Origin of the sequence: Azonexus fungiphilus (genome assembly GCF_003634965.1) — a bacterium.
Lineage (GTDB): Bacteria > Pseudomonadota > Gammaproteobacteria > Burkholderiales > Rhodocyclaceae > Azonexus > Azonexus fungiphilus.
In genome coordinates this window covers 70,656-96,189 of the sequence record NZ_RBXP01000001.1, presented here as the reverse complement: position 1 = coordinate 96,189, position 25,534 = coordinate 70,656, and the positions used below count along the sequence as shown (strand labels likewise).

Below are 25,534 nucleotides of genomic sequence, written 5' to 3'. Positions count from 1 at the left end.
CGGCTCAGGCGCCGAAGACGCGGTTCTTGCCGGCCCGCTTGGCCTGGTACATCGCCAGGTCGGCGCGGCGGATCGCCTCGCTGCCGGTTTCGTGCTCGCCGAGCTGGGCGACGCCGGCGCTGAAGGTGATCAGCACCTTGTCCTTGCCCGACAGGAAGAAGGCCTTGGTCAGCTCGCGCTGCAGCCGGACCATCGCCTCGATGCCCTGGTCGACGGTGGTGTCCGGCATCAGGATGACGAACTCCTCGCCGCCGTAGCGCGCCAGCGTGTCGGTCGGGCGCATGCAGCAGCGGGCGATGCGGGCCAGGTGGATGAGCGCGTTGTCGCCGGCCTCGTGGCCGAGGCGGTCGTTGAGCCGCTTGAAGTTGTCGATGTCGAGCAGCGACAGCGACAGCGCCGAATTGCGCCGGCGCATCGCGGCGATCTCGCGCTCGAGCGCCTCGTCCAGGCCCTTGCGGTTGAGCGTGTCGGTGAGCGGATCGTGGCGCGCCAGCGAACTGGCGTTGTCGAGCTCGCGGTGCAGCTGGATGAGCTCGGCCTCGGTCGCCAGCACCTTGTCCTGCAGCGAACGCAGCTGCTCGCGCGAACGCGAGGTTTCCTCGGCCATCGCGTGGGTCGCATCGACGACGCCGCGGAGCAGCGGCGCCAGGTCCTCGATGCGCTCGACCTTCTCGATCTGGCGCGCGCTGTCCTCGATCCGCCCCTGGAAGACCGAACTCGATTCGTTCATCGACGCCAGGCGCTCGATGAACATCGCCAGCATCTGGCGCATTTCCTCCTGCGCCTGGACCGAACGCGCCCGCGCCCGGCTCTGCTTTTCCATGACGTCGCGCAGGCGGCGCTCCATCTCGTCGAGATGGCGCAGCGTCAGCGGCGGCTCGACGGCAGCGAGCAGGCCGTCGATCTGGCCCTTGAACCAGGCGTCGTCGATGCTCAGTTCGCCGATGTTGGCGATGATCAGGTGCAGCAGATTGAGCAGCGAATCGCGGATTTCCAGCTGCTCGTCGACCGCCGCCGGCGCCAGCGCCGACAACTGCGCGAGCACGGTCTCGAGGCGGGCGAACTCGCAGGGCGCGACACGCAGGGCGGCCAGCAATTCGTCGACCGCGGCGGCAAAACTGGCATCGTCGCGGCCGAAAGCCGGCAACAGGATCTCGAGCAGCTGCCGCAGCGCGGCGGCGACTTCGTGCGGCAACTGGCCGCCACTACCGGGCGCCGGCGTGCCGGCGGCGATGAAGGCGAGCAGCGACTCCTGGACGCCTTGCCAGGTACGCCCGGAAATCGCCGCATCGAGCCGCGCCAGGTGGACGCCCTGGGCTTCGCCGCGCGGACTCAGGCTGGCCGCCAGCTGCCGCAGCGGCGGCTCCGGAAAAGCCGCGATGTTGGGCAGGTTGGCGATCTCGTTGTAGCAGGCCTGGAAGTTCGCCGGGGTCGGCGCCAGATGCCGCTCGGCCAGCCGCTTCAGGGCTTCCCTGGCGATCTCGGAAGGATTTCTTGTCTCGGCCATGTGTGCATTGACGATCGTTCTGGCGACACATCGGCGTGCCGCTAAATTATGAGGAAAGTGTATCCGAATCGCCCGACCCGCCGTGAAGTAAATGCCGCATTGCGAACGCGCCCGCCACCGCCGTCGTCCTGCCGTGTTAACATGCCCGTTTGACCAAATCCCGGCCGGACACCCCGATGCGCCTCTTCCGCCTGCTCAAGATCGCCGCCGTCGCCAGCCGTTTCGGGCTCGACGAGATGGTGCTCGAACACGAGCCGTCCGGCCGCCTGGCCCGGCTGGCCAACGCCCTGCAGTTCTGGCGCAACCTCTCGGCGCCGCGTGCCGAACGGCTGCGCCTGGCGCTTGAGGCGCTCGGGCCGATCTTCGTCAAGTTCGGCCAGGTGCTGTCCACCCGCCGCGACCTGATGCCGGCCGACATCGCCGACGAACTGGCCAAGCTGCAGGATCGCGTGCCGCCCTTCGACTCGGCGCTGGCCCTGGCAGAGATCGAGAAGGCCTACGGCCGCCCGGCCAGCGAGGTGTTTGCCGAATTCGATCCGGTGCCGGTCGCTTCGGCGTCGATCGCGCAGGTGCATTTCGCCCGCCTGAAGCCGGAAGACGGCGGCCACGAGGTGGCGGTGAAGATCCTGCGCCCGAACATGCTCTCGGTGATCGAGCACGATCTCGCCCTGATGGACAGCGGTGCCCTGCTGCTGGAAAAGCTGTGGGCCGACGGCAAGCGCCTGAAGCCGCGCGAGGTGGTCGCCGAATTCGCCAAATACCTGCGCGACGAGCTCGACCTGATGCGCGAGGCGGCCAACGCCTCGCAGCTGCGGCGCAACTTCACCGATTCGACGCTGCTCATCGTGCCCGAGGTTTATTGGGATTTCTGCACGTCGACCGTGATGGTCATGGAGCGCATGCACGGCACGCCGATCTCGCAGACCGAGCGCCTGCGCGCCGCCGGCATCGACCTTTCGCGACTCTCTGCCGCCGGCGTCGAGATCTTCTTCACGCAGGTTTTCCGCGACGGCTTCTTCCACGCCGACATGCATCCCGGCAACATCTTCGTCGCCCCCGACGGCCGCTACATCGCACTCGATTTCGGCATCGTCGGCACGTTGACCGATAGCGACAAGAATTACCTCGCCCAGAACTTCCTCGCCTTCTTCCGCCGCGACTACAAGCGCGTCGCCGAAGCCCACATCGAATCGGGCTGGGCGCCCAAGGAAACGCGGGTCGACGAGTTCGAGGCGGCCATCCGCGCCGTCTGCGAACCGATCTTCGACCGCCCGCTGAAGGACATTTCCTTCGGCAAGATCCTGCTCCGGCTGTTCCAGACCTCGCGCCGCTTCAACGTCGAGATCCAGCCGCAGCTGGTGATGCTGCAGAAGACCCTGCTCAACATCGAGGGCCTCGGCCGCCAGCTCGACCCCGAACTCGACCTGTGGAAGACCGCCAAGCCCTTCCTTGAACGCTGGATGAGCGAACAGGTCGGCTGGCGCGGCCTGCTCAAGACCTTCAAGCAGGAAGCGCCCTACCTGGCGCGCAGCATTCCGCAACTGCCGCGCCTGGTGCACCAACGCCTGGCGGCGCCGCCAGCGCCCGACCTGCAGCCGCAACTCGAACGCCTGATCGCCGTGCAGCGCCGCCAGAACCTCTGGCTGGCCGCGATCAGCGCCGCACTCGTGCTGCTCTTCGCCAGCCGCTACTTCTGATGCGCACGCCAATCGATCTGGCCGAGAGCTACAGCGAAGACGACATCGCCGACTGGCTCGGCGAAGCCGAAATCACCAAGGGCCGACCCTATGTCGACCTGATCCGCGACTTCACCGTCGAGGCCGGCGAACTGCGTGCCCTGGTCCCCGGCTCGGCCCGCCAGCCGTACCGCGTCGAGGCGCTGATCGCGCCGCAGGGCAAGGGCAAGGGCGGCCAGCTGATTGCCAGTTGCACCTGCCCGGTCGGCAAACGCTGCAAGCACATCGCCGCGCTGCTGCTGAAGGGGATCGAGGAGCGCAATCCGAAGGTCCGGGTCAGCAGCAGCGTCCTTTCCTGGGTCGAAGACCTGCGCCGCGCCTCGATCGCCGTCGCCAAGAAGAAGGCACGCCCGGCCAGCGCCCGCCAGCAGCTCTACTACATCCTCAAATGGACCGCCGACCGGCGCCGCTTCGGCATCGAGCTGCGCAAGGGCAAGTACCCGGAAAGCGCCGAGGAATGGTGGAAGGTCGACCGCGCGCTGGTGACGCCGCCGCAGTTCGTCACCGAGGAAGACCTCGGCATCCTCCGCCTGATCTGGGCCGAGCGCGGCCACGACAGCGGCTTGCGCGCCTACGGCCTGGGACCGAAGCACGGTGCCGAAATCCTGGCGCGGATGGCGGAAACCCATCGCCTCTATCCGGAAGCCGACCTGACCCTGCCGCTGCACGCCGGCGACGCCCGCCCGGCCGGTGTCGGCTGGCAGATCGACAGCCAGGGTTTCCAGCGCCCCTACCTGAAGCCGGAGCCGCCGACCGAGCTGATCATCGCGGTCGACCCGCCGTGGTATGTCGATCTGAACGAGGGTGAATGCGGGCCGCTGACGGTGACCGGCAACCCGGCCGTGGTCAATCGCCTGTTCAGCCTGCCGCCGCTGTCGGCCAAGGAAGCCGCGGTGGTTGCCGACGCGCTCTCCGAACTGGCGCCCGATCTGCCGCTGCCAGCCGAGGATGCCGGCGCCCGCCTGCGCCTGATCGCGACGCCGCTGCAGCCGGTGCTCCAGCTGGAAACCCTGCACACCCACGGCCACCGCCCCTGGCGCGGCTATCCGTACAGTTTCGGCGGCGGCCCCTTCGACGTCGCCCACGTGATCTTCCGCTATGGCGATGCCGACCTGCGGCCGGACGAGAAGAACGAGTTCGTCACCCTGCCCGAAGGTGAAACGGTGCGCATCCAGCGCCGCCCGGAGGAAGAGGCAAGAGCCCTGGCCGCGCTCGCCGGCAGTGGCCTGCAGAAGATCCCGGCGAACACCCTGAACACCTTCGGCAGCCCGCCTGACGGCATCCACGGCCTGGCCGACGAGCACGCCTGGGTCGCCTTCATGCAGGGCGGCCTCGCCCAGTTGCGCGCGGCCGGCTGGCAAGTCGAGTTTCCCGAGGACTTCCGTCACCACGTCGTCGAAGTCGACGCCTGGGACGCCGAACTGATCGAAACCGAGGACGGCTGGTTCGACCTCGACATGGGCATCCTCGTCGAGGGCCAGCGGCTGCCGCTGGCGCCGCTGCTGGCCACGCTCTTCCGCCGCGACCCGCGCTGGCTCGAAGGCGGTGAACTGGCACGCATTCCCGACGACGAAGGCATCGAACTGCTGACCCCGGCCGGCAAGCGCCTGCGCGTCCCGGCCGGCCGCATCAAGCCGCTGGCGATGACGCTGATCGACCTCTTCGACGGCTTCGGCGGCGGCCCGACGCTGCGCCTGTCGCGCTTCGACGCACCACGACTGAGCGAACTGACCGACACCAGCCGCTGGGAATTCCGCGGCCAGAACGACGTGCTGGCCCTGGCCGAGCGCCTGCAGGCGGCACAGGGCATCGTCGACATCGCGCCGCCGCAGGGCCTGCGCCTGGAACTGCGCCCTTACCAGAAGGAAGGCCTGGCCTGGCTACAGTTCCTGCGCGAGCAGAAATTGTGCGGCATCCTCGCCGACGACATGGGCCTGGGCAAGACGGCCCAGACGCTGGCCCACCTGTTGCTGGAAAAGGAAGGCGGCCGCCTCGACCGGCCGGCGCTGGTGATCCTGCCGACCTCGCTGATCTTCAACTGGAAGAGCGAGGCGGCGCGTTTCGCCCCCGACCTGCGCGTGCTCTCGCTGCACGGCCCTGAGCGCAAGCAGCGCTTCGCCGAGATCGCCAGCCACGACGTCGTCCTGACCACCTATCCGCTGCTCTGGCGCGACGCCGACGAGCTGATGCAGCACAGCTACCACCTGCTCATCCTCGACGAGGCGCAGACGGTCAAGAACGCCCAGAGCCGCAGCGCCGAAGCGGTGCGCAAGATCGACGCGCGGCATCGCCTGTGCCTGACCGGCACGCCGCTGGAAAACCACCTCGGCGAACTGTGGAGCCAGTTCGACTTCCTGCTCCCCGGCTTCCTCGGCAGCAGCAAGCAGTTCACCCGCCACTGGCGGACGCCGATCGAGAAGCAGGGCGATACCGACCGCCGCGAACTGCTCGCCCGCCGCATCCGCCCCTTCATCCTGCGCCGCAAGAAGGAAGACGTCGCCCGCGAGCTGCCGCCGAAGACGGTGATCGTGCGCAGCGTCGAACTCGAAGGCGGCCAGCGCGACCTCTACGAGACGGTACGCGCGGCGATGGACGCCAAGGTCCGCGACGAGATCGCCCAGCGCGGTTTCGCGCGCAGCCAGATCGTCATCCTCGACGCCCTGCTCAAGCTGCGCCAGGTCTGCTGCGACCCGCGCCTGGTCCGCGCCACGTCGGCGCGCAAGGTCAGCGAGCGGGCCAAGCTCGACCTGCTCATGGCGATGCTGCCGGAACTGGTCGACGAAGGCCGGCGGATCCTGCTCTTCTCGCAATTCACCAGCATGCTCGCGCTGATCGAGCAGGAACTCGACGTCGCCGGCCTGCCCTACGCCAAGCTGACCGGCGACACGGTCGACCGCGAGACGCCGATCCGCCGCTTCCAGGAAGGCGAAGTCCCGATCTTCCTGATCAGCCTGAAGGCCGGCGGCGTCGGCCTCAACCTGACCGCCGCCGACACCGTCATCCACTACGATCCGTGGTGGAACCCGGCGGTCGAGAACCAGGCCACCGACCGCGCCCACCGGCTCGGCCAGGACAAGCCGGTGTTCGTCTACAAGCTGATCGTCAGCGGCAGCATCGAGGAAAAGATCCTGGCGCTGCAGGAACGCAAGGCCGAACTGGCCGCCGGCATCCTCTCCGAGGACAGCGGGGTCGAGGTCAAGTTCGGCGACGACGACCTCGCCGCGCTGTTCGCGCCGCTCCCGGACTGAGCATTTTTGCCCGTTTCCGGCCGTCGACCGTCAGACCGTACAATGCGCCGTCCTCCCTACCGGAAAAACCCATGCGCCTGCCTTTCCTGACCGCCCTGCTGATCGCCTGTTCCCTGCCGCTGCAGGCCGCCGACTGGCGCAGTGCCCGCCCGACCGCCGACAATTTCGCCGACGCCCGCGACGCGGTCGTCACCGCGATCGAAAACCGCGGCCTGGTGATCAACTACACCGGCCGCATCGGCGAGATGCTCGAGCGCACCGCCGGCGACCTCGGCGCCACCCGCCGCGTCTACCGCCACGCCGAGGTCGTCGAGTTCTGCTCGGCCAGCCTGTCGCGGCAGATGGTCGAGGCCGACCCGCAGGACATCGTCAACTGCCCGTTCACGATCGCCGTCTATACGCTGGCCGAAGCGCCCGGCGGTACCTGGATCGCCTATCGCAAGCCGGGTGGCAAGAGCGCCGACGCACTGGAAAAGCTGCTCCGCGACATCGTCGACGAAGCGGCGCGCTGACTCAGGCGCTCAGCGGCGCCCCGGCGAGCAGGTCGATCTGCACGCGCAGCGCGTGCGCCACCGCCTGCGCCCGCACCGCCGCCCGGTCGCCGGCCAGCCGCAGGGTTTGCGCGCAACAGCCGCGTTCGCGCCCGGCCCAGGCGAAGCAGACGGTGCCCACCGGTTTTTCCGGCGAGCCGCCGCCCGGACCGGCGATGCCGGTGATCGCCAGCGCCCAGTCGGCGCGGCTGTGCGCCAGCGCGCCCTGGGCCATCGCTCGCGCCGTCGCTTCTGAAACCGCGCCATGGCGGGCCAGGGTCGTTTCCGGCACCCCCAGCATCTCGGTCTTGGCGGCATTCGAATAGGTCACGAAACCGCGGTCGAACCAGGCCGAGCTGCCGGCAATCGCGGTCACCGTCTCGGCGACCCAGCCGCCGGTGCACGATTCGGCCGTCGCCAGCCAGGCGCCGCCGTCGAGCAGCAAGGCCCCGAGCCGGGCGGCCAGGGGTTCGAGAGAACGGGTGCGATCGTCCATGGGCAACATCCTGATCCATGCTGACTACATTCGGTTACAGAACGGGCACGAAAGTCCGACAGACCCCTGGCGCCCGCAGACCTAAACTGCAAGGGCATTGAACCCCTCCTCTCGAATACCCCCCATTCGAGAATTTCCCACCCCGCCCCCCGGCGGGGTTTTTTTTGCGCGCAATTATAAGCCGAACGCTATAATTGGCGACTTTGTCCATTTCGCAAACGGGGTCTTCAGCATGGCCGAGCAACACTCTTCCAAGAGCATCATGTGGGTGACGATCATCGTCGCCGCTGTCCTGATCGCAATCATCTTTCCGCTGACCAACAAGTCCTTCCAGTCGGCCGGCAGCACCACCGGCGCCGACGAGGCCGAACTGCGCATCCAGCCGGTCGCCCGTTTCGAACTGGCCAAGGCCGCCCCGGCCGAAGCCGGCGCGCCGAAGGACGGCCCGACGGTGTACAACAGCGTCTGCGGCGCCTGCCACAACTCCGGCGCGGCCGGCGCACCGAAGCTTGATGACAAGGGCGCCTGGGCGCCGCGCGTCGCCACCGGTGCCGCCGCACTGTACACCTCGGCACTCAACGGCAAGGGCGCGATGCCGCCGAAGGGTGGCGCTGCCGCGCTGTCCGACGACGAGATCAAGGGCGCCGTCGATTACATCCTGAGCAAGGTCAAGTAAGCGACCGACAGCGAAAAAAAGGGGAGGCCGAGGCCTCCCTTTTTTGTTGCCTGGTTTTCTGCCGAATCTTGCGGTCGACCGTGAAAACCGACCGAAAATCAGCGCTTGCCGGCGAGCATCGCCTTCATTGCGTCGAGCCGGGCGCTGCCGGTGGCCTTGTCCGGCACGGTGTCGCGATCGCCGGAGAAACGCAGGTCGTCGCGCCCCATCTCGTCGATGAAGCGCGACGGCTCGCAGTCGATCAGGTCGCGCCCCTGCTTGCGCTTCTGGCAGTAGCTGATGTGCAGCGAGTACTGCGCCCGGGTGATGCCGACATACATCAGCCGCCGCTCCTCCTGCAGCTTGGCGGCGTCGAGCGATTCGCGATGGGGCAGGATGCCCTCCTCGACGCCGACCAGGAAGACATGGTGGTACTCCAGCCCCTTCGAGGCGTGCAGCGTCGACAGCTGGACGGCGTCGTATTCCTCGTCCTTCTGCTTGTCGAGCATGTTGATCAGGGCGATGCTCTGGACCAGGTCGATCAGCGTCTTGCCGTCGGCCTCGCCCTTGCGCCGGATCCAGTCGGCAAACTCGCAGACATTGCCCCAGCGGGTGCGCGCGGTGCGCTCCTCTTCGGCATCGTAGAGCCAGGTTTCGTAGTCGATCGCCGCCAGCAGGTCGGGCAAGGTCTGCTGCGCCGGTTCGGATGCCGCACGCTGCTGCATGCGCTCGATGAAGCGGCAGAATTCGAGCAGCGGCTCGAGCTGGCGGGCCTGGATGCGCTGGGCGAAACCTTCCTCGAAGGCGGCCGCGTAGAGCGAGACATGCCGCTCGCCGGCATAGGTGCCGAGCGCCTGCAGCGTCGCCGCACCGATACCGCGCTTGGGCGTGGTCGCGGCGCGGATGAAGGCCGGATCGTCGTCCTCGTTGGCGAGCAGGCGCAGGTAGCTGGTGATGTCCTTGATCTCGGCCTTGTCGAAGAATGACTGGCCGCCCGAGAGCAGGTAGGGAATGCGGTCGTCGCGCAACAGCGTCTCGAACAGCCGGGCGAGGTGGTTGGAGCGGTAGAGGATGGCGTAATCGCGAAACTTGCCGCGGTTCTCGAAGCGGTGCGCCTGCAGTTTCATGACCACGGCGCGGGCCTCGTCCTCGTTGTCGCGGTAGCGGGCGACATGGATCGGCTCGCCGTGCCCGAGCTCGGACCACAGCTTCTTGTCGAACAGCTTCTCGTTGTGGGCGATGACGTTGTTCGCCGCTTTCAGGATCCTGACGGTCGACCGGTAGTTCTGCTCGAGTTTGATCACCTTCAACTTGGGGAACTCGGCCGGCAGCTTCTTCAGGTTGTCGATGTCGGCGCCGCGCCAGCCGTAGATCGCCTGGTCGTCGTCGCCAACGGCGGTGAACTGGGCGCGCAAGCCGGTCAGTTGCTTGAGCAGCTGGTACTGGCAGGCATTGGTGTCCTGGTATTCATCGACCAGCAGGTAACGCAGCCGGTTCTGCCATTTCTCGGCGATCGCCGGATGCTCGGTGAACAGCTTCAGCGGCAGCCCGATCAGGTCGTCGAAATCGACCGCCTGGTAGGCCTTGAGCGTCGCCTCGTAGGACAGGTAGACGCCGGCGGCGAGGACTTCGTGCTCGTTGTCGGCCAGGCGCCGCGCGGCTTCCGGGCTGACCAGCGCGTTCTTCCAGTTGGAGATGACCGCCTGCAGCCGGTACAGCGTCGCCTTGTCCACGGTCTTCGCCAGATCGGCGAGGATGCCGGCGCAGTCGGCGGCATCGAAGATCGAGAAGCGCGGCTTGTAGCCGAGGGCCTTGGCTTCCTCGCGCAGGATGCGCACGCCGAGCGAGTGGAAGGTCGAGATCTGCAGCTGGTTGGCCTGCGCCGGCGAGAGCAGCTTGCCGACGCGCTCCTGCATTTCCTTGGCGGCCTTGTTGGTGAAGGTGATGGCGGCGATGTTGCGCGGCTGGAAACCGCAATCCTCGACCAGGTAGGCGATTTTCTGCGTGATCACGCGCGTCTTGCCCGAGCCGGCGCCGGCCAGGACGAGCAGGGGACCGTCGAGATAGTGGATCGCTTCGCGTTGCTGGGGATTGAGGCCGGACATGGCGGCAGGGGTTTCCGATCGGTGGCTGCGGGAGGTCGGGCAACGGCCGCGACACGGCCGCGCATTTTACCGTAGCCGTCGACCGGCTTCAGGCCAGCTCGTCGATTTTTCCCGGCCGCCGGCTGCGCGTGTTCATGTTCAGCAGCAGCAAGCCGAGCGGCCCGAGACCAGCGAGTTGCGCCGCCAGCTGACGGGCGTCGTCCTGGCGGCGTTCGTTGCCCTGATAGGGTCCGACCGAGCGCGGATCAACCTCGTTGAGATCCTGTTGCAGCGAGCGTTCGCGATCGTTGCTGGCGGCCTCCATCGGCTCGACCCGGCGCACCGCCTGCGCCCGGGCCAGCATCGCCCGCGCCGTCGCTTCCGGCGAGTGCTGCTGCGTGGTCGAAATCAGGCGGGACGTTTTCATGATCGGGCTCCTGACCCGATCTACGGCAGCCCCGCCGGAAAACTTTAATCGCGACAGGCGCTTAGAGCGCCCCGAAGACCTTCTTCAGGATCGCGCTGCCGGCACCGAGCGGATTCTCGCGCAGCTTGCGCTCTTCCTCGGCGATCATCAGGAAGAGCCCGTCCATCGCCTTGTTGGTGACGTAGTTGTCGATGTCGGCGTCCTTCTTGTCGATCAGGCTGAGGCTGGCGGCCTTGCCGGCAAACTTGTTGTACTGCTCGGCCAGCTGCAGGCGGGCGGTCGCCTTCCTGACGATGGGCAGGAACCTGGCCGTCAGCGCCTCGCTCGAGCTGCGCCGGAAGTACTGGGTGACGCTGTCGTCGCCGCCGGTGAGGATGGCCTTGGCGTCCTGCAGCGTCATCTTGCGCACCGCATCCTTGAGGATCGGCAAGGCCTCGGCAACGGCATTCTCGGCCGCATGGTTCATCGTCTCGCGCAGTTCCTCGGCCTGCTTGCCGAGGCCGAGCATGCGCAGCGCCGACTCGGCCTTCTCGAGGCCGCCGGGCAGCGGGATGCGGACCTTCTCGTTGCCGAGGAAGCCGTTCTTCTGGCCAAGCGAGCCGACCGCGAACTCGGCGCCCTTGGCCAGCGCCTCGCGCACGCCGGTACCGGCATCGGCATTGGAGACGGCATCGAGGCCGGCGGCGCGGACGCCGTTTACGGTCAACAGGCAAAACAGGGCAAAAATCGCCGGCAGGCAACGTGAAAACAGGGCGGACATGGGATTCTCCGTGGCGTCAGACGATGTCGAGATGACCGATACCCGAAGTCAGGTCCCGGTCGCGGGCTTCCTTGCCGTTGAGCTTGATCTGCAGGCGCAGGTCGTTGAGCGAATCGGCGTTGCGCAGGGCGTCCTCGTAGCTGATCTTGCCGGCGTCGTAGAGATCGAACAGCGCCTGGTCGAAGGTCTGCATGCCGAGCTCGCGCGACTTCTTCATGATTTCCTTGATCTCCTGGACCTCGCCGCGGAAGATCAGGTCGGAAATCAGCGGCGAGTTGAGCATCACCTCGACCGCGGCGACCCGGCCCTTGCCGTCCTTCTTCGGCAGCAGGCGCTGCGAAACCATCGCCCGGACGTTCAGCGACAGGTCCATCAGCAGTTGCTGGCGGCGCTCCTCGGGGAAGAAGTTGATGATCCGGTCGATCGCCTGGTTGGTGCTGTTGGCGTGCAGCGTCGCCAGCGCCAGGTGGCCGGTCTCGGCGAAGGCGATGGCGTAATCCATGGTTTCGCGGTCGCGGATTTCGCCCATCAGGATGACGTCCGGCGCCTGGCGCAGCGTGTTCTTCAGCGCCGGCCCCCAGTCGTCGGTGTCGACGCCGACCTCGCGCTGGGTGACGATGCAGTTCTTGTGCTCATGCACGTATTCGATCGGATCCTCGATCGTGATGATGTGGCCGTAGCTGTTCTCGTTGCGGTAATCGACCAGCGCCGCCAGCGAGGTGGTCTTGCCGGTACCGGTGCCGCCGACGAAGATGATCAGGCCGCGCTTGGTCATCGCCAGGTCCTTGACCACCGGCGGCAGGCCGAGATCGTCGAGGCTCGGGATGCTCATGTTGATGGTCCGGCAGACCACCGCGACGCGCCCCTGCTGGACCAGCGCATTGACCCGGAAACGGCCGATGCCGGTCGGCGAGATGGCGAAGTTGCACTCGCGCGTCGACTCGAACTCGGCCGCCTGGCGATCGTTCATGATCGCCCGCGCGAGCTCGGCGGTGTGCTGCGAGGTCAGCACCTGGTTGGAGACCGGCGTGATCTTGCCGTCGATCTTGATCGCCGGCGGGAAGCCGGAGGTGATGAACAAGTCCGAGCCACGCTTCTGCGCCATCAGGCGCAGAAGATCGTGCATGAATTTCATTGCCTGATCGCGTTCCATGGATTCCCCCGACGTCGCTCCCCGGGCCTCAGGCCGGGAAGGCGTCCTTGTTGGCGGCGCGCAGGCGCGCCTCGTTGCTCGATACGATGTTGCGGCGGACGAGATCGAGCAGGCACTGGTCGAGCGTCTGCATGCCCGCCGACTGGCCGGTCTGGATCGCCGAGTACATCTGGGCGACCTTGTTCTCGCGGATCAGGTTGCGGATCGCCGGCGTGCCGATCATGATCTCGTGCGCGGCGACGCGGCCCTGGCCGTCCTTGGTCTTGAGCAGCGTCTGCGAGATCACCGCGCGCAGCGATTCGGAGAGCATCGAGCGGACCATTTCCTTTTCCTCGGCCGGGAAGACGTCGACGACACGGTCGATGGTCTTGGCTGCCGACGAGGTATGCAGCGTGCCGAAGACCAGGTGGCCGGTCTCGGCCGCGGTCAGCGCCAGGCGGATGGTTTCCAGGTCGCGCAGTTCGCCGACCAGGATCACGTCCGGATCCTCGCGCAGCGCCGAACGCAGCGCGTTCGAGAAGGACAGCGTCTGCGGACCGACTTCGCGCTGGTTGATCAGGCACTTCTTCGATTCATGGACGAATTCGATCGGGTCCTCGATCGTCAGGATGTGCGCGTAGTCGTTTTCATTGACGTGGTTGACCATCGCCGCCAGCGTCGTCGATTTGCCGGAGCCGGTCGGCCCGGTGACCAGCACGATGCCGCGCGGATATTCGGCGATGTCCTTGAAGATCTTCGGGCAGTTCAGCTCCTCGAGCGTCAGCACCTTGGTCGGAATGGTGCGGAAGACGGCGGCAGCACCGCGCTGCTGGTTGAAGGCGTTGACCCGGAAACGCGCCAGGTTGGGAATCTCGAACGAGAAGTCGCACTCCAGCGTTTCCTCGAAGACCTTGCGCTGGCCGTCGTTCATGATGTCGTACACCATCCCGTGCACGTCCTTGTGCTCCATCGGCGGCAGGTTGATGCGGCGCACGTCGCCATGGACGCGAATCATCGGCGGCAGGCCGGACGACAGGTGCAGGTCGGAAGCCTTGTTCTTGACGCTGAAGGCCAGCAGTTCGGTGATGTCCATGCGATTGGTCCTTGGAGCCCGTGTATACTTCGGCGAGAAAAAATTCCCAATGGATTATGAGCGTAATCGCCGACAACCTGCAAGCTGTCCGGAGCCGCATCAGCGCTGCCGAACGGGCCGCCGGACGAGCCCCGGGCAGCGTCGGGCTGCTCGCCGTGAGCAAGACCAAGCCGCTGGCCGACATCCTTGCCGCACGGGCCGCCGGCCAGTTTGCCTTCGGCGAGAACTACGTCCAGGAAGGCGTCGAAAAAGTGCTGTCGACGACGGTCGACCGTGAAATCATCTGGCATTTCATCGGCCCGCTGCAGAGCAACAAGAGCCGCCTGGTCGCCGAGCATTTCGACTGGGTGCACTCGATCGACCGCCTGAAGATTGCCGAGCGCCTGTCGGCGCAGCGGCCGGTGACCCGGGCGCCGCTCGACGTCTGCGTCCAGGTCAATGTCTCCGGCGAAGCCAGCAAGAGCGGTTGCGCGCCGGCCGAAGCGGCAGCCCTCTGCCGCGCCGTCGCCGGCCTGCCCGGGCTCTGCCTGCGCGGCCTGATGGCGATCCCCGAGCCGGCCGCCGACGCCGCCGCGCAACGCCGGCCGTTCCGGCAACTGCGCGAACTCTTCGACCAGTTGCGTGCCGAAGGGCTGGCCCTCGACACGCTGTCCATGGGCATGTCCCACGATCTCGAGGCCGCAATCGCCGAGGGTGCCACGCTGGTGCGCATCGGCACGGCCATTTTTGGCGAAAGAAACACCCCATGAAGATTCTTTTCCTCGGCGGCGGCAACATGGCCAACGCACTGATCGGCGGCATGCTCCGCCAGGGTTTCGCGGCCGCCGACATCCACGTCGTCGATCCCGGCAGCGAGGCGCGCGAGCGACTGGCCGCCAGTTACGCGGTCAACTGCCACGCCGACGCAAAAACCGCGCCCGACGCGCCCGACGTGCTGATCCTCGCGGTCAAGCCGCAGCAGATGCGCGAAGCCGTCGCGCCGCTAGTCGGCCGGCTCGGCGACGCGCTGGTCATCAGCATCGCTGCCGGCCTCGACATGGCTGCCCTCGGCCGCTGGCTCGGCGGCCACCCGCGCCTGGTCCGCTGCATGCCGAACACGCCGGCCCTGGTCGGTGCCGGCATCACCGGTCTGTGCGCGGCCGCCGCCGTCGATGCCGCCGGGCGGGCGCTGGCCGAGCGCGTCCTGCGCGCCGTCGGCAGCACCGTGTGGATCGCCGACGAGGCGCAGATGGACGGCGTCACGGCGATTTCCGGCAGCGGTCCGGCCTACGTCTTCCTGTTCATCGAGGCGCTGCAGCAGGCCGCCGCCGAACTCGGCTTCACGCCCGAGCAGGGCCGCCAGCTGGCGATCGAGACGGTCAGCGGAGCCGCCGCCCTGGCCGCGGCCTCCAGCGAGCCGGCCGCGGTCCTGCGCGAGCGCGTCACCTCCAAGGGCGGCACCACCGCCGCCGCGCTCGAGACGATGGCCGCCCGCGGCGTCAAGGACGGCATCGTCGCCGGTTGCCACGCCGCCGCGGCGCGCGGCCGCGAACTCGGTCAACTGCTCGGAGGCCAGTGATGCAAGCCGTCTTCTTCCTGCTCAACGCCGTCGTCAGCTTCTTCTGCACGCTCTTCCTGCTGCGCTTCATGATGCAGCTGGCGCGCGTTTCCTTCGCCGGCCAGATCGGCGATTTCGTCGTCAAGACCACCAACTGGGCAGTCAAGCCGCTGCGCCGGATCGTTCCCGGCGTCGCCGGCGTCGATTGGGCCAGCCTGATCGCCGCGCTGTGGCTGCAGCTGATGATGGCCGGCCTGCTCCTCTCGCTGTCGAGCGTCGAGCTCGCCGCCGACAGCGTCGGCACCCTGCTGATGATCCTGATGCTGGCGGTGCGCGGCCTGATCCGCCTCGCCGTCTATATCCTGATCGGTGCGCTGATCCTGCAGGCGGTGCTGTCCTGGGTCAATCCCTACTCACCGGTGGCGCCGACGGTCAACCAGCTGGTACGGCCGATTCTCGACCCGCTGCGCCGCTTCATCCCGACCATTTCCGGCATCGACCTGTCGCCGCTGGTGGCGATCCTGCTGCTGCAGGTCGTGCTGATGTTCGTCTGAGGCCGGCTTGGCCGACTGGTACCGGATCGCCGCCGACGGCGGCGCCACGCTGACGGTGCACGTCCAGCCCGGCGCCAAGAAGACCGAATGCGCCGGCCTGCACGGCGAGGCGCTGAAAATCCGGCTGGCGGCGCCGCCGGTCGATGGCAAGGCGAACGAGGCGCTGCTGCGCTTCGTCGCCGACCGCCTCGACCTGCCACGCTCGGCGGTCACGCTGAAGAGCGGCCAGACCTCGCGACACAAGGTGGTCGAGGTGCGCGGCGCGACGCCGGCGCAGATCGCGGCTTTCGCCCCATAAAAAAACGGCGGGAATTTCCCGCCGCTGACGGTCGACCCGGCAAAAACCTATTTTTTCGCCGCCGGCGCCGGGTTGCCGACACTCAACTCGGCGCGCAGCTTGTCGATGCTCTTGGCACCGAAACCCTTGACGTTGGCCAGTTCGTCGACCGACTTGAACGGACCGTTCTTGTCGCGATACTCGACGATCGCCTTGGCCTTGCCCGGGCCGATCCCCTTGACCGCATCGAGTTCGGCGACGGTGGCGCTGTTGAGATTGACGGCGGCGAGCGCCGCACCGATGCCGGCAAGCATGCCGACGAGAAAGGTGGCGAGACGTTTCATCTGCGGATTCCTCCAGAACATTGCTGCGTTTTCGGGACAGCCGCACCGGCCCATTCCGGTGCGCCGGAATATTCTATTGGAATATGACAATGGCGTCGTCGACAAAAAGATGCGGCCGCAAGGGCCGCATCCCGGTGGCCAGCGTCAGTAGACGACGCGGCCGTCCACCAGCGTCCGCCACACCTGGCCAGTCATCGGGTAGCCGAGCCAGGGCGAGTTCTTGCCGCGGCTCCTGAGCGCGTCGGGCGTCAGCGTCCAGTTCGCCGCCGGGTCGAAGATGCAGACATCGGCCGCGGCACCGACCGCCAGCGTGCCGGCCTCGAGGCCGAGGATCGCGGCCGGGGCGCAGGTGATGCGGGCCAGCGCGTCGGCCAGCCCGACACCGGCCTGCTCGGCCCACTTCAGGGTCAGCGGCAGCAGCACCTCGAGGCCGGTGGCGCCGGGCTTGGCCTCGGCGAACGGCACCAGCTTGTCGTCGGCGCCGACCGGCGTGTGGTCGGAGCAGATCGCCGCATCGCCGGCAGCCGCCGCTGCCGACAGCGCGGCACGGTCGTCGTGGGTACGCAGCGGCGGCGCGAAGCGGGCATGGGTGTTGAAGAAACCGATGTCGTTCTCGGTCAGCAGCAGATGATGGACGCCGACGTCGAAGCTGAGCGGCAGGCCTTCGCCGATCGCCGCCTTGGCCAGCGCGACGCCGGCCGCCGACGACAGCCGGGTCAGGTGCACCCGGCAGCCGGTGTCGCGCACCAGCTGGACGATGGTGGCGATGGCGATGGTCTCGGCAGCAACCGGGATACCGGCCAGGCCGAGACGGGCCGAAACTTCGCCGTCGTGGGCGATACCGTTGCGCGACAGCCAGTGGTCCTGCGGGTGCAGGAAGACCGGGAAGTCGAAGCTGGCGGCGTATTCGAGCGCACGCAGCAGGGCCTCGGTGTCGACCACCGGCGCCTTGGCCTGAGAGAAGGCGACGCAACCGGCTTTCTTCAGCCCGGCCAGTTCGGACAGGCGTTCGCCCTTGAGGCCGAGGGTCAGCGCGCCGAGCGGCAGCACGCGCGCCTTGCCGATTTCCTCGCCGCGATGCACCAGGCGGTCGGCGAGTTCCGGCTCGTCGAGCGGCGGATCGGCATCCGGCGGGACGACGACGCTGGTCACGCCGCCGGCCACCGCCGCTGCCAGTTCGGCCTCGATCGAGTTGAGGCGGGCGCCGAGATCGATCAGGCCGGGACAGACGATGCAGCCGGCGGCGTCGATCGTCTGCTCGGCGACGAAGCCGGCCGGCGCCGTGCCGAGCGCGGCAATCTGACGGTCGACGATGAAAAGCGAGGTATTTTCGCGGTCGACCGCAAACTTCGGATCGATGACGCGGCCGTTCTTGATTTCGATGTTCATGGCTTCAGTTCCCCGCAACGATGCTCATCACCGCCATGCGCACGGCGATGCCGAAGGTGACCTGGGGCAGGATCACCGCCTGCGCGCCGTCGGCCACCGCCGAATGGATCTCGACGCCGCGGTTCATCGGCCCCGGATGCATGACGATGGCGTCCGGCTTGGCCAGCGCCAGCTTCTGCGGGGTCAGGCCGTAGTGGCGGAAGTACTCGCCGGCCGACGGCAGCAGCGCGCCGGTCATGCGTTCGTTCTGCAGGCGCAGCATGATCACCACGTCGCAATCCTTCAGGCCCGCTTCCATGTCGTGGAAGACATGCACGCCGAGCTTGTCGAGGTGCTTGGGCAGCAGCGTTTCCGGGCCGATGGCGCGGACTTCCGGGACGCCCAGCGTGGTCAGCGCGTGGATGTCGGAACGGGCGACGCGCGAGTGCAGGATGTCGCCGACGATGGCCACGCGCAGGTTGGAGAAATCCTGCTTGTAGTGGCGGATGGTGTACATGTCGAGCAGGCCCTGCGTCGGGTGCGCGTGGCGACCGTCGCCGGCATTGACGACGTGGATGTCGTCGCGACCGATGCGGCGGAGGTGCTCGGCAATCAGGTAGGGCGCGCCGGAGGAGGCGTGGCGGACGACGAACAGGTTGGCGTGCATCGCGCAGAGGTTGTCGATGGTGTCGAGCAGGGTCTCGCCCTTGGCCGTTGATGAACGCCCGATGTCGAGGTTGATGACGTCGGCCGACAAGCGCTTGGCGGCGATCTCGAAAGTCGTGCGGGTGCGCGTCGAGTTCTCGAAAAAGAGGTTGAAGACGCTCTTGCCGCGCAGCAGCGGCACCTTCTTCACCTCGCGCGCCGAGACTTCCATGAACGACTCGGCGGTGTCGAGGATCTGCGTCAGGATTGCGCGCGGCAGCCCCTCCGTTGACAACAGATGGGTCAGCTCTCCGTTGTCGTTCAACTGCGGGTTATGCATTTTCCAGTCTCCAGGCGAGTTGACCGTCATCCTGCTTTTCCAGCACCAGGCTCTGCTTCGTTTCGAGGGCGACGTCCCAGACCTTCCAGGTCGCCGCCACCGGCAGTTCGCGGCCGCCGCGGTCGGCGAGCACGGCCAGGTCGACCGCCGCCGGCCGGCCGTAGTCGAACAGCTCGTTGATCGCCGCCCGCGTCGTCCGGCCGGTGTACAGCACGTCGTCGACCAGGATGATGTGGCGGCCTTCGACGTCGAAGGGAATGGTCGTCGGCTTGACCTGCGGGTGCAGGCCCTTCTCGGCAAAGTCGTCGCGATAGAAGGAGACGTCGATCAGGCCGATCTCGTCGGCCAGGCCGAGCAGCTCGCGCAGGCGCTCGGCGACCCAGGCGCCGCCGCTGTAGATCCCGACCAGCACGGGATTCTTCGGCAGCAACGGACGGATCAGGTCGGCCAGTTGCCGGCACTGGGCTTCGGCATCGGGCAGGCGGTCATTGGGATGCATGCGGTGCACTTTCGAACCAGGTTTGAAGAATGAGTTGGGCGGCGACCGCATCGAGCAGCGGCTTGGCCGACTTGGCGTTGCGTCCGGTCTCGCGCAGGCGCGCCTCGGCATCGAGCGAGCTGAGCCGCTCATCGGCCATGAAAACCGGAAGATCGAACCTTTTTTTCAGACGTTCGGCGAATTTCGTCGCCAGACGGGTCATTTCATGCGGTGTCCCGTCGACATGCGTCGGCAGCCCGACCACCAGTTGCTCCGGGCGCCACTCGGCGATCAGCTTGCCGATCGCGGCAAAGCGCTCGTCGTTCGATTCGGCGCGGATCACCGTCAAGGGATGCGCCGAGCCGAGCAGCGTCTCGCCGGTGGCGACGCCGATCCGCTTTTCGCCGAAATCGAAGGCGAGCACGGTGCCCACGTCAGGCGTGCCCGGCGACGTCGGAGAGCTGCGAGAAACTGATGCCCAATTTCTGCATCGCCGCCGGCAGACGCTCCTCCGGCGGCAGGTCGAAGAGGATCGCCGGCTTGGCCGGCACCGTCAGCCAGGAGTTCTGCGCCAGCTCGTCCTCGAGCTGGCCGGCATCCCAGCCGGAATAGCCGAGCGAGACGATGATCTCGGACGGCGAGCCTTCCTTGGCGACCGCCGCCAGCACGTCGCGCGAACTGGTCAGGCCGACCTCGGCGTTGACCGCCAGCGTCGACTGCCAGTGACCGATCGGGCGATGCAGCACGAAGCCCCGGTCGAGTTGCACCGGACCGCCGAAATAGACCGGCAGACGGGCCAGCCCGGGCTGCTCGAGCTTGATCTCGATCTTCTCGAAGAGGCCGGCGAGATCCATGTCGATCGGCCGGTTGACGATGATCCCGAGCGCGCCGTTCTCGTTGTGCTCGCAGATGTACACGAGGGCATTGGCGAAATAGGGGTCTTCCAGCGCCGGCATGGCGATCAGGAAGTTGTCGGTCAGGTTGACGTTGTCCATGGCCGGGATTTTAAAGGAAAACCCGGCGCCCCCGGCGACCGTCGACATCCCCGGTTGGCGGCCGCCGTCACAGAACGGTAACGCATCGGCATTAATCTGCGGCGCTTGACGCCAACCCCGCCCCACGCCATGCCTGCCACCCTCGTTTCCCGTCTCGTCGCCCGGCCCGACTTGCCGCTCCGCCTCGCCGGCCGGGCGGCGACGCTGGCGGTTGCCGCTGCCGGCTGCTGGCTGCTGGCCGACCTGGCCTGGGGCCTGCTGCCGCCGACGCCGGCCCCGGCGGTCGCGGTCGAACGCCGGCCGGTGGCGGTCACCGAGACCTTCGCCCAGCGCCTGCAGTTCGCCGGCGGCGCGACGGCCGCAGCGACGCCGGGCAACCTGCTGCTGGTCGGCACCGCCGCCTCCGGCGATCCGGCCCAGGCACGGGCGCTGCTCCGGCGCGAAGGCGACAGCCGGCTGCTGGTCGCCGCGGTCGGCGACGAAATCATGCCCGGTCTGCGCCTGCAGCGCGTGGAGCGCGGCCAGGTCATCCTTGCCGGCAGCGCCGGCGAGCAGCGCCTGAGCCTGCCGCAAGCCGCCCAACCCAACCCCGACCCCCACCCCGATGACTGAAACCTCCCCTTGCCGGCGCGCATCCGCCGCCCGCGTCCGCCTGCTTGGCGGCCTGCTCGCCGCCGCCTGCCTGCTGCCGCTCGCCGCCGCTGCGCCGCGCGAACCGATGGCGATCGACTTCGTCGGCGCCGACGTCGAGTCGGCGATCAAGGCGATCGGCCAGATGACCGGCCGCAACTTCGTCATCGACCCGCGCGTCAAGGGCACCATCAACATCGTCTCGGGCAGTCCGGTGACGCCCGAAGTCGCCTACCAGACACTGGTCGCCGCCCTGCGCCTGCAAGGCTTCGCCGTCGTCGAAGGGCGCAACGTCACGCGCGTGCTGCCGGAAGCCGACGCCCGCATGCAATCGGGTCCGGTGCGCGACCCGGGCAACGGCGGCGAGCAGATCATCACCCGCGTTTTCCAGGTCCGCTACGAATCGGCTCCGCAACTGGTCAACGCCCTGAAGCCGCTGATCGGGGCCAACCAGTCGATCACCGCCAACGCCGCCAGCAACACGCTGCTGATTTCCGAATCGGCCGACAACCTGCGCCGCATCGAACGCATCCTGGCGGCGATCGACGTGCCCCAGGCCAACGATCCGCAAGTGCTGACGCTGCGCCACGTTTCCGCCCTCGAGGTCGCCCGCAACCTGCAGCAGCTCTTTCCCGGCGGCAGCGCCGGCGGGCTGGCGGTGAGCACTGACTTGCGCGGCAACCGACTGTTTCTGCGCGCCGACAACCCCGGCCTGCTGATGCGTGCGGCGGGCATCGCCGCCACCATGGACAAGCCGGAAGCCGGACTCGGCAACATCCGCGTCGTCCACCTCAAGCACGCCGACGCGACGCGCATCGCCGACACGCTGCGGGCGCTGCTCGGCGGCGAAACGACCAACGCCGCGGCGCCGGCAGCCGCCGCGCCTGCGCCGGGCAGCAGCACGCAGGGAAAAGCGGCCGAAGCGCCGGCGACCCCGGCCAGCGCGCTGCTCCCCGGCAGCACGATCCAGGCCGACGCGGCCAGCAACTCGCTGATCATCACCGCCCCGGAAGGCATCTTCGCCAACCTGCAGAACGTCATCGCGATGCTCGACCGGCGCCGCGCCCAGGTGCACATCGAAGCGCTGATCGTCGAACTCTCGGCCGAACGCGCCGCCGAGTTCGGCATCCAGTGGCAGGACCTCAGCGGACTCGGCGAAAAGGGCGTGCGCGTGATCGGCGGCACAAAGTTCGGCGGCAGCGGCCAGAACATCGTCTCGGCCGCGACCAGCATCGCCAACACCGGCGGCGGCCTCAACTTCGGCGTGGTCAACGGCACCATCAACGTTCCCGGACTGGGCACCATCACCAATCTCGGCCTGCTCGCCCGCTTCCTCGAGAGCGAGGTCCGCGCCAACATCCTGTCCACGCCGAGCATCATGACCCTGGACAACGAGGAAGCGAAGATCGTCATCGGCCAGAACCTGCCCTTCGTCACCGGCGCCTACAGCACCACCGCCGGCAGCACCTCGGTGACGCCCTTCCAGACCTACGAGCGGCGCGATGTCGGGCTGACGCTGAAGGTCAAGCCGAAGATCACCGAAGGCGGCGTCGTGCACATCCAGATCTACCAGGAAGCCTCCTCGGTGCAATCGGGCACTGCCGGCAATGCGTCCGGACCGGTGACCAACAAGCGCTCGCTCGAGTCCAGCGTGCTCGTCGACGACGGGCGGCTGCTGGTACTCGGCGGCCTGATCGAGGACAACCTCGGCAGCGACGAGGAAAAGGTGCCGGTGCTCGGCGACGTCCCGGTGCTGCGCAACCTCTTCCGCTACGAGAACCGCAGCCGCAAGAAGACCAACCTGATGGTCTTCCTGCGCCCGCGCATCGTCCGCGACGAGCGCGACTACGACGGCCTGACCGAGGATCGCTACAGCCAGCTGCTCGACGCCCAGAAGCGCCAGCAGGAGAACCACCCGCCGGCCTGGGGCGAGCGCGACGCACCGCGCCTGCCCGAACCGGCAGCACCGACGGGGAAGCGTCCGTGATCGGCACGCCGGGCTTCCGCCTGCCCTACGCCTTTGCCCGGGGCGCCGGCGTGCTCGCCGGCGTCGCCGGACCCGAGGCGATCGAGGTCGAATACCGGCTCACCGCCGACGGCCGGCCGCCCCTCGCCGCGCTCGCCGAAATCGCCCGCGCCAGCGGCCGGGCGCTGCGCCCGCGCGCCCTCGCCGCCGAGGAGTTCGAGCGCCGCCTGGGCGCCGCCTACGCCGGCGGCGAGCAGAGTGCCGCCGAGGTCGCCAGCGACATCGGCCAGGACCTCGACATCGCCCGCCTGGTCGAGGAATTGCCGCCGGTCGAGGACCTGCTCGACAGCCAGCACGACGCCCCGATCATCCGCATGATCAACGCGCTGCTCACCCAGGCGGCGCGCGAGAACGCCTCCGACATCCATGTCGAGCCCTACGAGCGCCACTCGGTGGTGCGCTTCCGGCTCGACGGCGTGCTCCACGACGTGGTCTCGCCGAAGCGCGCGCTGCATGCGGCGATGGTCTCGCGGATCAAGATCATGGCCGGCCTCGACATCGCCGAGAAGCGGCTGCCGCAGGACGGCCGCATCGGCGTCCGGATCGCCGGCCGCGGCGTCGACGTGCGCGTGTCGACGCTGCCGGCCAGCCATGGCGAACGGGTGGTCATGCGCCTGCTCGACAAGGACCCGGCCCGCCTCAACCTGGCCCGGCTGGGCATGGCCGACGACACGCTGGCCCGGGTCGACCGGCTGATCCGCCAGCCGCACGGCATCCTGCTGGTCACCGGGCCGACCGGTTCGGGCAAGACGACGACGCTGTACGCCGCGCTGTCGCGGCTCGACGCCCGCCGGCTGAACATCATGACGGTCGAGGACCCGGTCGAATACGACCTGCCCGGCATCGGCCAGACCCAGGTTAACCCCCGCATCGAGCTCGATTTTGCCAAGGCGCTGCGGGCGATCCTGCGCCAGGACCCGGACGTCGTCATGATCGGCGAGATCCGCGACGCCGAAACCGCGCAGATCGCCGTCCAGGCCAGCCTGACCGGCCACCTGGTGCTGGCCACCCTGCACACCAACGACGCGGCCAGCGCGGCGACGCGACTGACCGACATGGGCATCGAGCCCTTCCTGCTATCGTCTTCGCTGCTCGGCGTGCTCGCCCAGCGCCTGGTCCGCCGCCTCTGCCCGCACTGCCGGCAACCCGGGCCGCTGACGGTCGACGCCGGTTTACCGCCGGAAATCGAACGCCTGTGGCATCCGGTCGGCTGCCCGGCCTGCGCCCACACCGGCTATCTCGGGCGACTCGGCCTGTACGAGTTGCTCGAGGTCGACGACGGCTTGCGCCCGCTGATCCACCAGGCCCGCGGCGAGGCGGCGCTGCGCGCAGCGGCACAGGCCGGCGAGCGCGGCGAACGGCGCCTGCGCCTGCTCGGCGAGGACGGGCTGCGCTGGCTGCGCAGCGGCGAAACTTCGCTCGAGGAACTGCTGCGCGTTACCCGCGCCGGCTGAGGACCCTCCCGATGAGCCACTTCCGCTATCGCGCGATCGCCCCCGACGGGCGCGAAGTCGCCGGCGTCATCGACGCCGAGAGCGCCCGCCAGGCCCGCAGCCAGCTCCGCCAGCAAGGCCTGGTCGCCTACGAGATGGTCGCCGGCGAGACGCGGGCCGGTCAGGCGACGACGGCGCCGCGCCTTGGTCCGGCGGCGCTGATGCTGCTCACCCGCCAGTGGGCGACCTTGCTGGCCGCCGGCATTCCGGTCGAGCCGGCGCTGGCGGCGCTGATCGAGCAGAGCGAGGAGGCCGCGACGCGGACGCTGCTCGCCGCCATCCGCGACGAACTGCGCGCCGGCCATCCGCTGCACCGCGCCCTGGCCAGCCATCCGCACAGCTTCGGCAGCCTCTATTGCGCGCTGGTCGCGGCCGGCGAGCAGAGCGGCCAGCTCGACCGCGTCATGCTGCGCCTCGCCGACAATCTCGAAAGCAGCGGCGCGCTGCGCCAGAAGGTGCTGCAGGCGACCATCTATCCGGCGCTGGTGGTCGTCGTCGCCGCCGCCGTGGTCGGCGCCCTGATGCTCTACGTCGTGCCGCAGGTGGTCGCCGTCTTCCAGAACGGCCGGCAGGAACTGCCGCTGCTCACCCGCCTGCTGATCGCCGCCAGCGACCTGCTGCGCCTGACCTGGCCCGGGCTCGTTGCCGGCGCCGCGCTGGCCCTGTGGAGCGGACGCCGCGCCTGGCGCCGCGAGGCCTGGCGCGAGACGCTGCAGGCCCGCCTGATGCGGCTGCCGGTGCTCGGCCGGCTGGCCGTCGCCTTCGACAGCGCCCGCCTGGCACAGACGCTGGCGATCCTGGCCGGCAGCGGCGTGCCCTTGCTCACCGCGCTGCACGCGGGCACTGCAGTGGTCTGGCTGCTGCCGCTGCGGCGGGCGCTGCAGGCCGCGACCGGCGAAGTCCGCGAAGGGGCGACGCTGCAGCGGGCACTCGGCCGCTCCCGCCTCTTTCCGCCGTTGCTGGTGCACATGATCGGCAGCGGCGAAGCTTCCGGCCGACTCGGCGAGATGCTCGAAAAAGCCGCCCGCCAGCAGGCCGACGAGGTCAGCGCCCGGCTCGCCACCGCGACCAGCCTGCTCGAACCGCTGCTGATCCTGGCCATGGGCGGCATCGTCCTGCTCATCGTGCTGGCGATCCTGCAACCGATCATCGAAATCAACCAACTGCTGCACTGAACGC

General features: G+C 68.2%; 25 protein-coding genes. 12 read left to right on the top strand and 13 right to left on the bottom strand.

Annotated elements, in window-relative coordinates; translation table 11 throughout:
* Positions 1–4: 4 nt before the first annotated feature.
* Positions 5–1,507: a GGDEF domain-containing protein gene (locus DFR40_RS00465; RefSeq protein WP_121456528.1), complete on the bottom strand. Its 1,503-nt coding sequence runs from the start codon at positions 1,505–1,507 to the stop codon at positions 5–7.
* A gap of 176 nt (positions 1,508–1,683) precedes the next feature.
* Here DFR40_RS00465 and ubiB point away from each other — a divergent pair, with 176 nt between their 5' ends.
* The 3 genes from ubiB (at position 1,684) to DFR40_RS00450 (ending at position 7,003) form a co-directional block, all read left to right on the top strand.
* Complete coding sequence (ubiB, locus tag DFR40_RS00460; protein ID WP_121456527.1) at positions 1,684–3,204, top strand: ubiquinone biosynthesis regulatory protein kinase UbiB; 1,521 nt, start codon at positions 1,684–1,686, stop codon at positions 3,202–3,204.
* Positions 3,204–6,491, top strand: a complete 3,288-nt coding sequence (locus DFR40_RS00455) for a DEAD/DEAH box helicase (protein ID WP_121456526.1) — start codon at positions 3,204–3,206, stop codon at positions 6,489–6,491. Before ubiB ends, DFR40_RS00455 begins: the two co-directional genes overlap by 1 nt.
* A 71-nt stretch (positions 6,492–6,562) precedes the next feature.
* Positions 6,563–7,003: a DUF302 domain-containing protein gene (locus DFR40_RS00450; protein WP_121456525.1), complete on the top strand. Its 441-nt coding sequence runs from the start codon at positions 6,563–6,565 to the stop codon at positions 7,001–7,003.
* 1 nt (position 7,004) lies between these two features.
* On the opposite strand, the gene DFR40_RS00445 is transcribed toward DFR40_RS00450, so the two are convergent.
* Entirely contained in the window at positions 7,005–7,517 is a 513-nt protein-coding gene (locus tag DFR40_RS00445; protein WP_121456524.1) for a CinA family protein, read from the bottom strand.
* 232 nt (positions 7,518–7,749) lie between these two features.
* Between DFR40_RS00445 and DFR40_RS00440 the strand changes: the two genes are divergently transcribed.
* On the top strand, positions 7,750–8,193 hold the full coding sequence (locus DFR40_RS00440; protein ID WP_121456523.1) for a c-type cytochrome: 444 nt from the start codon (positions 7,750–7,752) through the stop codon (positions 8,191–8,193).
* A gap of 98 nt (positions 8,194–8,291) precedes the next feature.
* On the opposite strand, the gene DFR40_RS00435 is transcribed toward DFR40_RS00440, so the two are convergent.
* The 5 genes from DFR40_RS00435 to DFR40_RS00415 all read right to left on the bottom strand — a co-directional run bounded on the left by DFR40_RS00435 (position 8,292) and on the right by DFR40_RS00415 (position 13,668).
* Positions 8,292–10,277 (bottom strand): UvrD-helicase domain-containing protein, encoded by a 1,986-nt coding sequence (locus tag DFR40_RS00435; protein ID WP_121456522.1) that lies wholly within the window; start codon positions 10,275–10,277, stop codon positions 8,292–8,294.
* 88 nt (positions 10,278–10,365) lie between these two features.
* Entirely contained in the window at positions 10,366–10,683 is a 318-nt protein-coding gene (locus DFR40_RS00430; protein ID WP_121456521.1) for a hypothetical protein, read from the bottom strand.
* 61 nt (positions 10,684–10,744) lie between these two features.
* Positions 10,745–11,443 (bottom strand): DUF4197 domain-containing protein, encoded by a 699-nt coding sequence (locus DFR40_RS00425; protein ID WP_121456520.1) that lies wholly within the window; start codon positions 11,441–11,443, stop codon positions 10,745–10,747.
* Positions 11,444–11,459: 16 nt separating this feature from the next.
* A complete protein-coding gene (locus DFR40_RS00420) occupies positions 11,460–12,596 on the bottom strand; it encodes a PilT/PilU family type 4a pilus ATPase (protein ID WP_121456519.1) in 1,137 nt (378 codons plus the stop codon).
* 28 nt (positions 12,597–12,624) lie between these two features.
* Entirely contained in the window at positions 12,625–13,668 is a 1,044-nt protein-coding gene (locus tag DFR40_RS00415; protein ID WP_121456518.1) for a type IV pilus twitching motility protein PilT, read from the bottom strand.
* A gap of 56 nt (positions 13,669–13,724) precedes the next feature.
* On the opposite strand from DFR40_RS00415, the gene DFR40_RS00410 reads away from it, so the two are divergent.
* From DFR40_RS00410 to DFR40_RS00395, 4 genes are read left to right on the top strand one after another with little or no spacing between them, the layout of a single operon-like run.
* Positions 13,725–14,417: a YggS family pyridoxal phosphate-dependent enzyme gene (locus tag DFR40_RS00410; RefSeq protein ID WP_121456517.1), complete on the top strand. Its 693-nt coding sequence runs from the start codon at positions 13,725–13,727 to the stop codon at positions 14,415–14,417.
* Positions 14,414–15,226, top strand: coding sequence for a pyrroline-5-carboxylate reductase (proC, locus tag DFR40_RS00405; protein ID WP_121456516.1), 813 nt, complete (start codon positions 14,414–14,416; stop codon positions 15,224–15,226). The genes DFR40_RS00410 and proC overlap by 4 nt, the downstream gene beginning before the upstream one ends.
* On the top strand, positions 15,226–15,759 hold the full coding sequence (locus DFR40_RS00400; RefSeq protein WP_121456515.1) for a YggT family protein: 534 nt from the start codon (positions 15,226–15,228) through the stop codon (positions 15,757–15,759). The genes proC and DFR40_RS00400 overlap by 1 nt, the downstream gene beginning before the upstream one ends.
* Positions 15,760–15,766: 7 nt before the next feature.
* The gene (locus DFR40_RS00395) at positions 15,767–16,057 is read left to right on the top strand and encodes a DUF167 domain-containing protein (RefSeq protein ID WP_121456514.1); all 291 of its coding nucleotides are present in this window, start codon (positions 15,767–15,769) and stop codon (positions 16,055–16,057) included.
* Positions 16,058–16,104: 47 nt separating this feature from the next.
* Here the strand turns inward: DFR40_RS00395 and DFR40_RS00390 are convergent, their stop codons facing one another.
* The 6 genes from DFR40_RS00390 to DFR40_RS00365 form a co-directional block, all read right to left on the bottom strand.
* Positions 16,105–16,380 carry a ComEA family DNA-binding protein gene (locus tag DFR40_RS00390; protein WP_121456513.1) on the bottom strand — a complete coding sequence of 92 codons (276 nt, stop codon included), beginning with the start codon at positions 16,378–16,380 and terminating at the stop codon, positions 16,105–16,107.
* Between the two features lie 144 nt (positions 16,381–16,524).
* Positions 16,525–17,769, bottom strand: a complete 1,245-nt coding sequence (locus tag DFR40_RS00385) for a dihydroorotase (protein ID WP_121456512.1) — start codon at positions 17,767–17,769, stop codon at positions 16,525–16,527.
* Between the two features lie 4 nt (positions 17,770–17,773).
* Positions 17,774–18,733 (bottom strand): aspartate carbamoyltransferase catalytic subunit, encoded by a 960-nt coding sequence (locus DFR40_RS00380; protein ID WP_121456511.1) that lies wholly within the window; start codon positions 18,731–18,733, stop codon positions 17,774–17,776.
* Entirely contained in the window at positions 18,726–19,232 is a 507-nt protein-coding gene (pyrR, locus tag DFR40_RS00375) for a bifunctional pyr operon transcriptional regulator/uracil phosphoribosyltransferase PyrR (RefSeq protein ID WP_121456510.1), read from the bottom strand. The genes DFR40_RS00380 and pyrR overlap by 8 nt, the downstream gene beginning before the upstream one ends.
* Positions 19,219–19,644 (bottom strand): Holliday junction resolvase RuvX, encoded by a 426-nt coding sequence (ruvX, locus tag DFR40_RS00370; RefSeq protein ID WP_121456509.1) that lies wholly within the window; start codon positions 19,642–19,644, stop codon positions 19,219–19,221. Before ruvX ends, pyrR begins: the two co-directional genes overlap by 14 nt.
* A gap of 1 nt (position 19,645) precedes the next feature.
* Positions 19,646–20,206, bottom strand: coding sequence for a YqgE/AlgH family protein (locus tag DFR40_RS00365; protein WP_121456508.1), 561 nt, complete (start codon positions 20,204–20,206; stop codon positions 19,646–19,648).
* Positions 20,207–20,335: 129 nt separating this feature from the next.
* On the opposite strand from DFR40_RS00365, the gene DFR40_RS00360 reads away from it, so the two are divergent.
* The 4 genes from DFR40_RS00360 to gspF are packed head-to-tail and all read left to right on the top strand — an operon-like array spanning position 20,336 to position 25,530.
* Entirely contained in the window at positions 20,336–20,818 is a 483-nt protein-coding gene (locus DFR40_RS00360) for a type II secretion system protein N (protein ID WP_121456507.1), read from the top strand.
* Positions 20,811–22,823, top strand: a complete 2,013-nt coding sequence (gene gspD, locus DFR40_RS00355) for a type II secretion system secretin GspD (protein WP_121456506.1) — start codon at positions 20,811–20,813, stop codon at positions 22,821–22,823. Before DFR40_RS00360 ends, gspD begins: the two co-directional genes overlap by 8 nt.
* On the top strand, positions 22,820–24,316 hold the full coding sequence (gene gspE, locus DFR40_RS00350; protein ID WP_170160118.1) for a type II secretion system ATPase GspE: 1,497 nt from the start codon (positions 22,820–22,822) through the stop codon (positions 24,314–24,316). The genes gspD and gspE overlap by 4 nt, the downstream gene beginning before the upstream one ends.
* An 11-nt stretch (positions 24,317–24,327) precedes the next feature.
* On the top strand, positions 24,328–25,530 hold the full coding sequence (gspF, locus tag DFR40_RS00345; protein WP_121456505.1) for a type II secretion system inner membrane protein GspF: 1,203 nt from the start codon (positions 24,328–24,330) through the stop codon (positions 25,528–25,530).
* The last annotated feature ends 4 nt before the right edge of the window (positions 25,531–25,534 follow it).

Excerpts from the sequence above, each read along its gene's own strand:
- DFR40_RS00465 (WP_121456528.1), bottom strand. The coding sequence starts at position 1,507 with ATGGCCGAGACAAGAAATCCTTCCGAGATCGCCAGGGAAGCCCTGAAG.
- ubiB (WP_121456527.1), top strand. The coding sequence starts at position 1,684 with ATGCGCCTCTTCCGCCTGCTCAAGATCGCCGCCGTCGCCAGCCGTTTC.
- DFR40_RS00455 (WP_121456526.1), top strand. The coding sequence starts at position 3,204 with ATGCGCACGCCAATCGATCTGGCCGAGAGCTACAGCGAAGACGACATC.
- DFR40_RS00450 (WP_121456525.1), top strand. The coding sequence starts at position 6,563 with ATGCGCCTGCCTTTCCTGACCGCCCTGCTGATCGCCTGTTCCCTGCCG.
- DFR40_RS00445 (WP_121456524.1), bottom strand. The coding sequence starts at position 7,517 with ATGGACGATCGCACCCGTTCTCTCGAACCCCTGGCCGCCCGGCTCGGG.
- DFR40_RS00440 (WP_121456523.1), top strand. The coding sequence starts at position 7,750 with ATGGCCGAGCAACACTCTTCCAAGAGCATCATGTGGGTGACGATCATC.
- DFR40_RS00435 (WP_121456522.1), bottom strand. The coding sequence starts at position 10,277 with ATGTCCGGCCTCAATCCCCAGCAACGCGAAGCGATCCACTATCTCGAC.
- DFR40_RS00430 (WP_121456521.1), bottom strand. The coding sequence starts at position 10,683 with ATGAAAACGTCCCGCCTGATTTCGACCACGCAGCAGCACTCGCCGGAA.
- DFR40_RS00425 (WP_121456520.1), bottom strand. The coding sequence starts at position 11,443 with ATGTCCGCCCTGTTTTCACGTTGCCTGCCGGCGATTTTTGCCCTGTTT.
- DFR40_RS00420 (WP_121456519.1), bottom strand. The coding sequence starts at position 12,596 with ATGGAACGCGATCAGGCAATGAAATTCATGCACGATCTTCTGCGCCTG.
- DFR40_RS00415 (WP_121456518.1), bottom strand. The coding sequence starts at position 13,668 with ATGGACATCACCGAACTGCTGGCCTTCAGCGTCAAGAACAAGGCTTCC.
- DFR40_RS00410 (WP_121456517.1), top strand. The coding sequence starts at position 13,725 with ATGAGCGTAATCGCCGACAACCTGCAAGCTGTCCGGAGCCGCATCAGC.
- proC (WP_121456516.1), top strand. The coding sequence starts at position 14,414 with ATGAAGATTCTTTTCCTCGGCGGCGGCAACATGGCCAACGCACTGATC.
- DFR40_RS00400 (WP_121456515.1), top strand. The coding sequence starts at position 15,226 with ATGCAAGCCGTCTTCTTCCTGCTCAACGCCGTCGTCAGCTTCTTCTGC.
- DFR40_RS00390 (WP_121456513.1), bottom strand. The coding sequence starts at position 16,380 with ATGAAACGTCTCGCCACCTTTCTCGTCGGCATGCTTGCCGGCATCGGT.
- DFR40_RS00385 (WP_121456512.1), bottom strand. The coding sequence starts at position 17,769 with ATGAACATCGAAATCAAGAACGGCCGCGTCATCGATCCGAAGTTTGCG.
- DFR40_RS00380 (WP_121456511.1), bottom strand. The coding sequence starts at position 18,733 with ATGCATAACCCGCAGTTGAACGACAACGGAGAGCTGACCCATCTGTTG.
- pyrR (WP_121456510.1), bottom strand. The coding sequence starts at position 19,232 with ATGCATCCCAATGACCGCCTGCCCGATGCCGAAGCCCAGTGCCGGCAA.
- DFR40_RS00365 (WP_121456508.1), bottom strand. The coding sequence starts at position 20,206 with ATGGACAACGTCAACCTGACCGACAACTTCCTGATCGCCATGCCGGCG.
- DFR40_RS00360 (WP_121456507.1), top strand. The coding sequence starts at position 20,336 with ATGCCTGCCACCCTCGTTTCCCGTCTCGTCGCCCGGCCCGACTTGCCG.
- gspD (WP_121456506.1), top strand. The coding sequence starts at position 20,811 with ATGACTGAAACCTCCCCTTGCCGGCGCGCATCCGCCGCCCGCGTCCGC.
- gspF (WP_121456505.1), top strand. The coding sequence starts at position 24,328 with ATGAGCCACTTCCGCTATCGCGCGATCGCCCCCGACGGGCGCGAAGTC.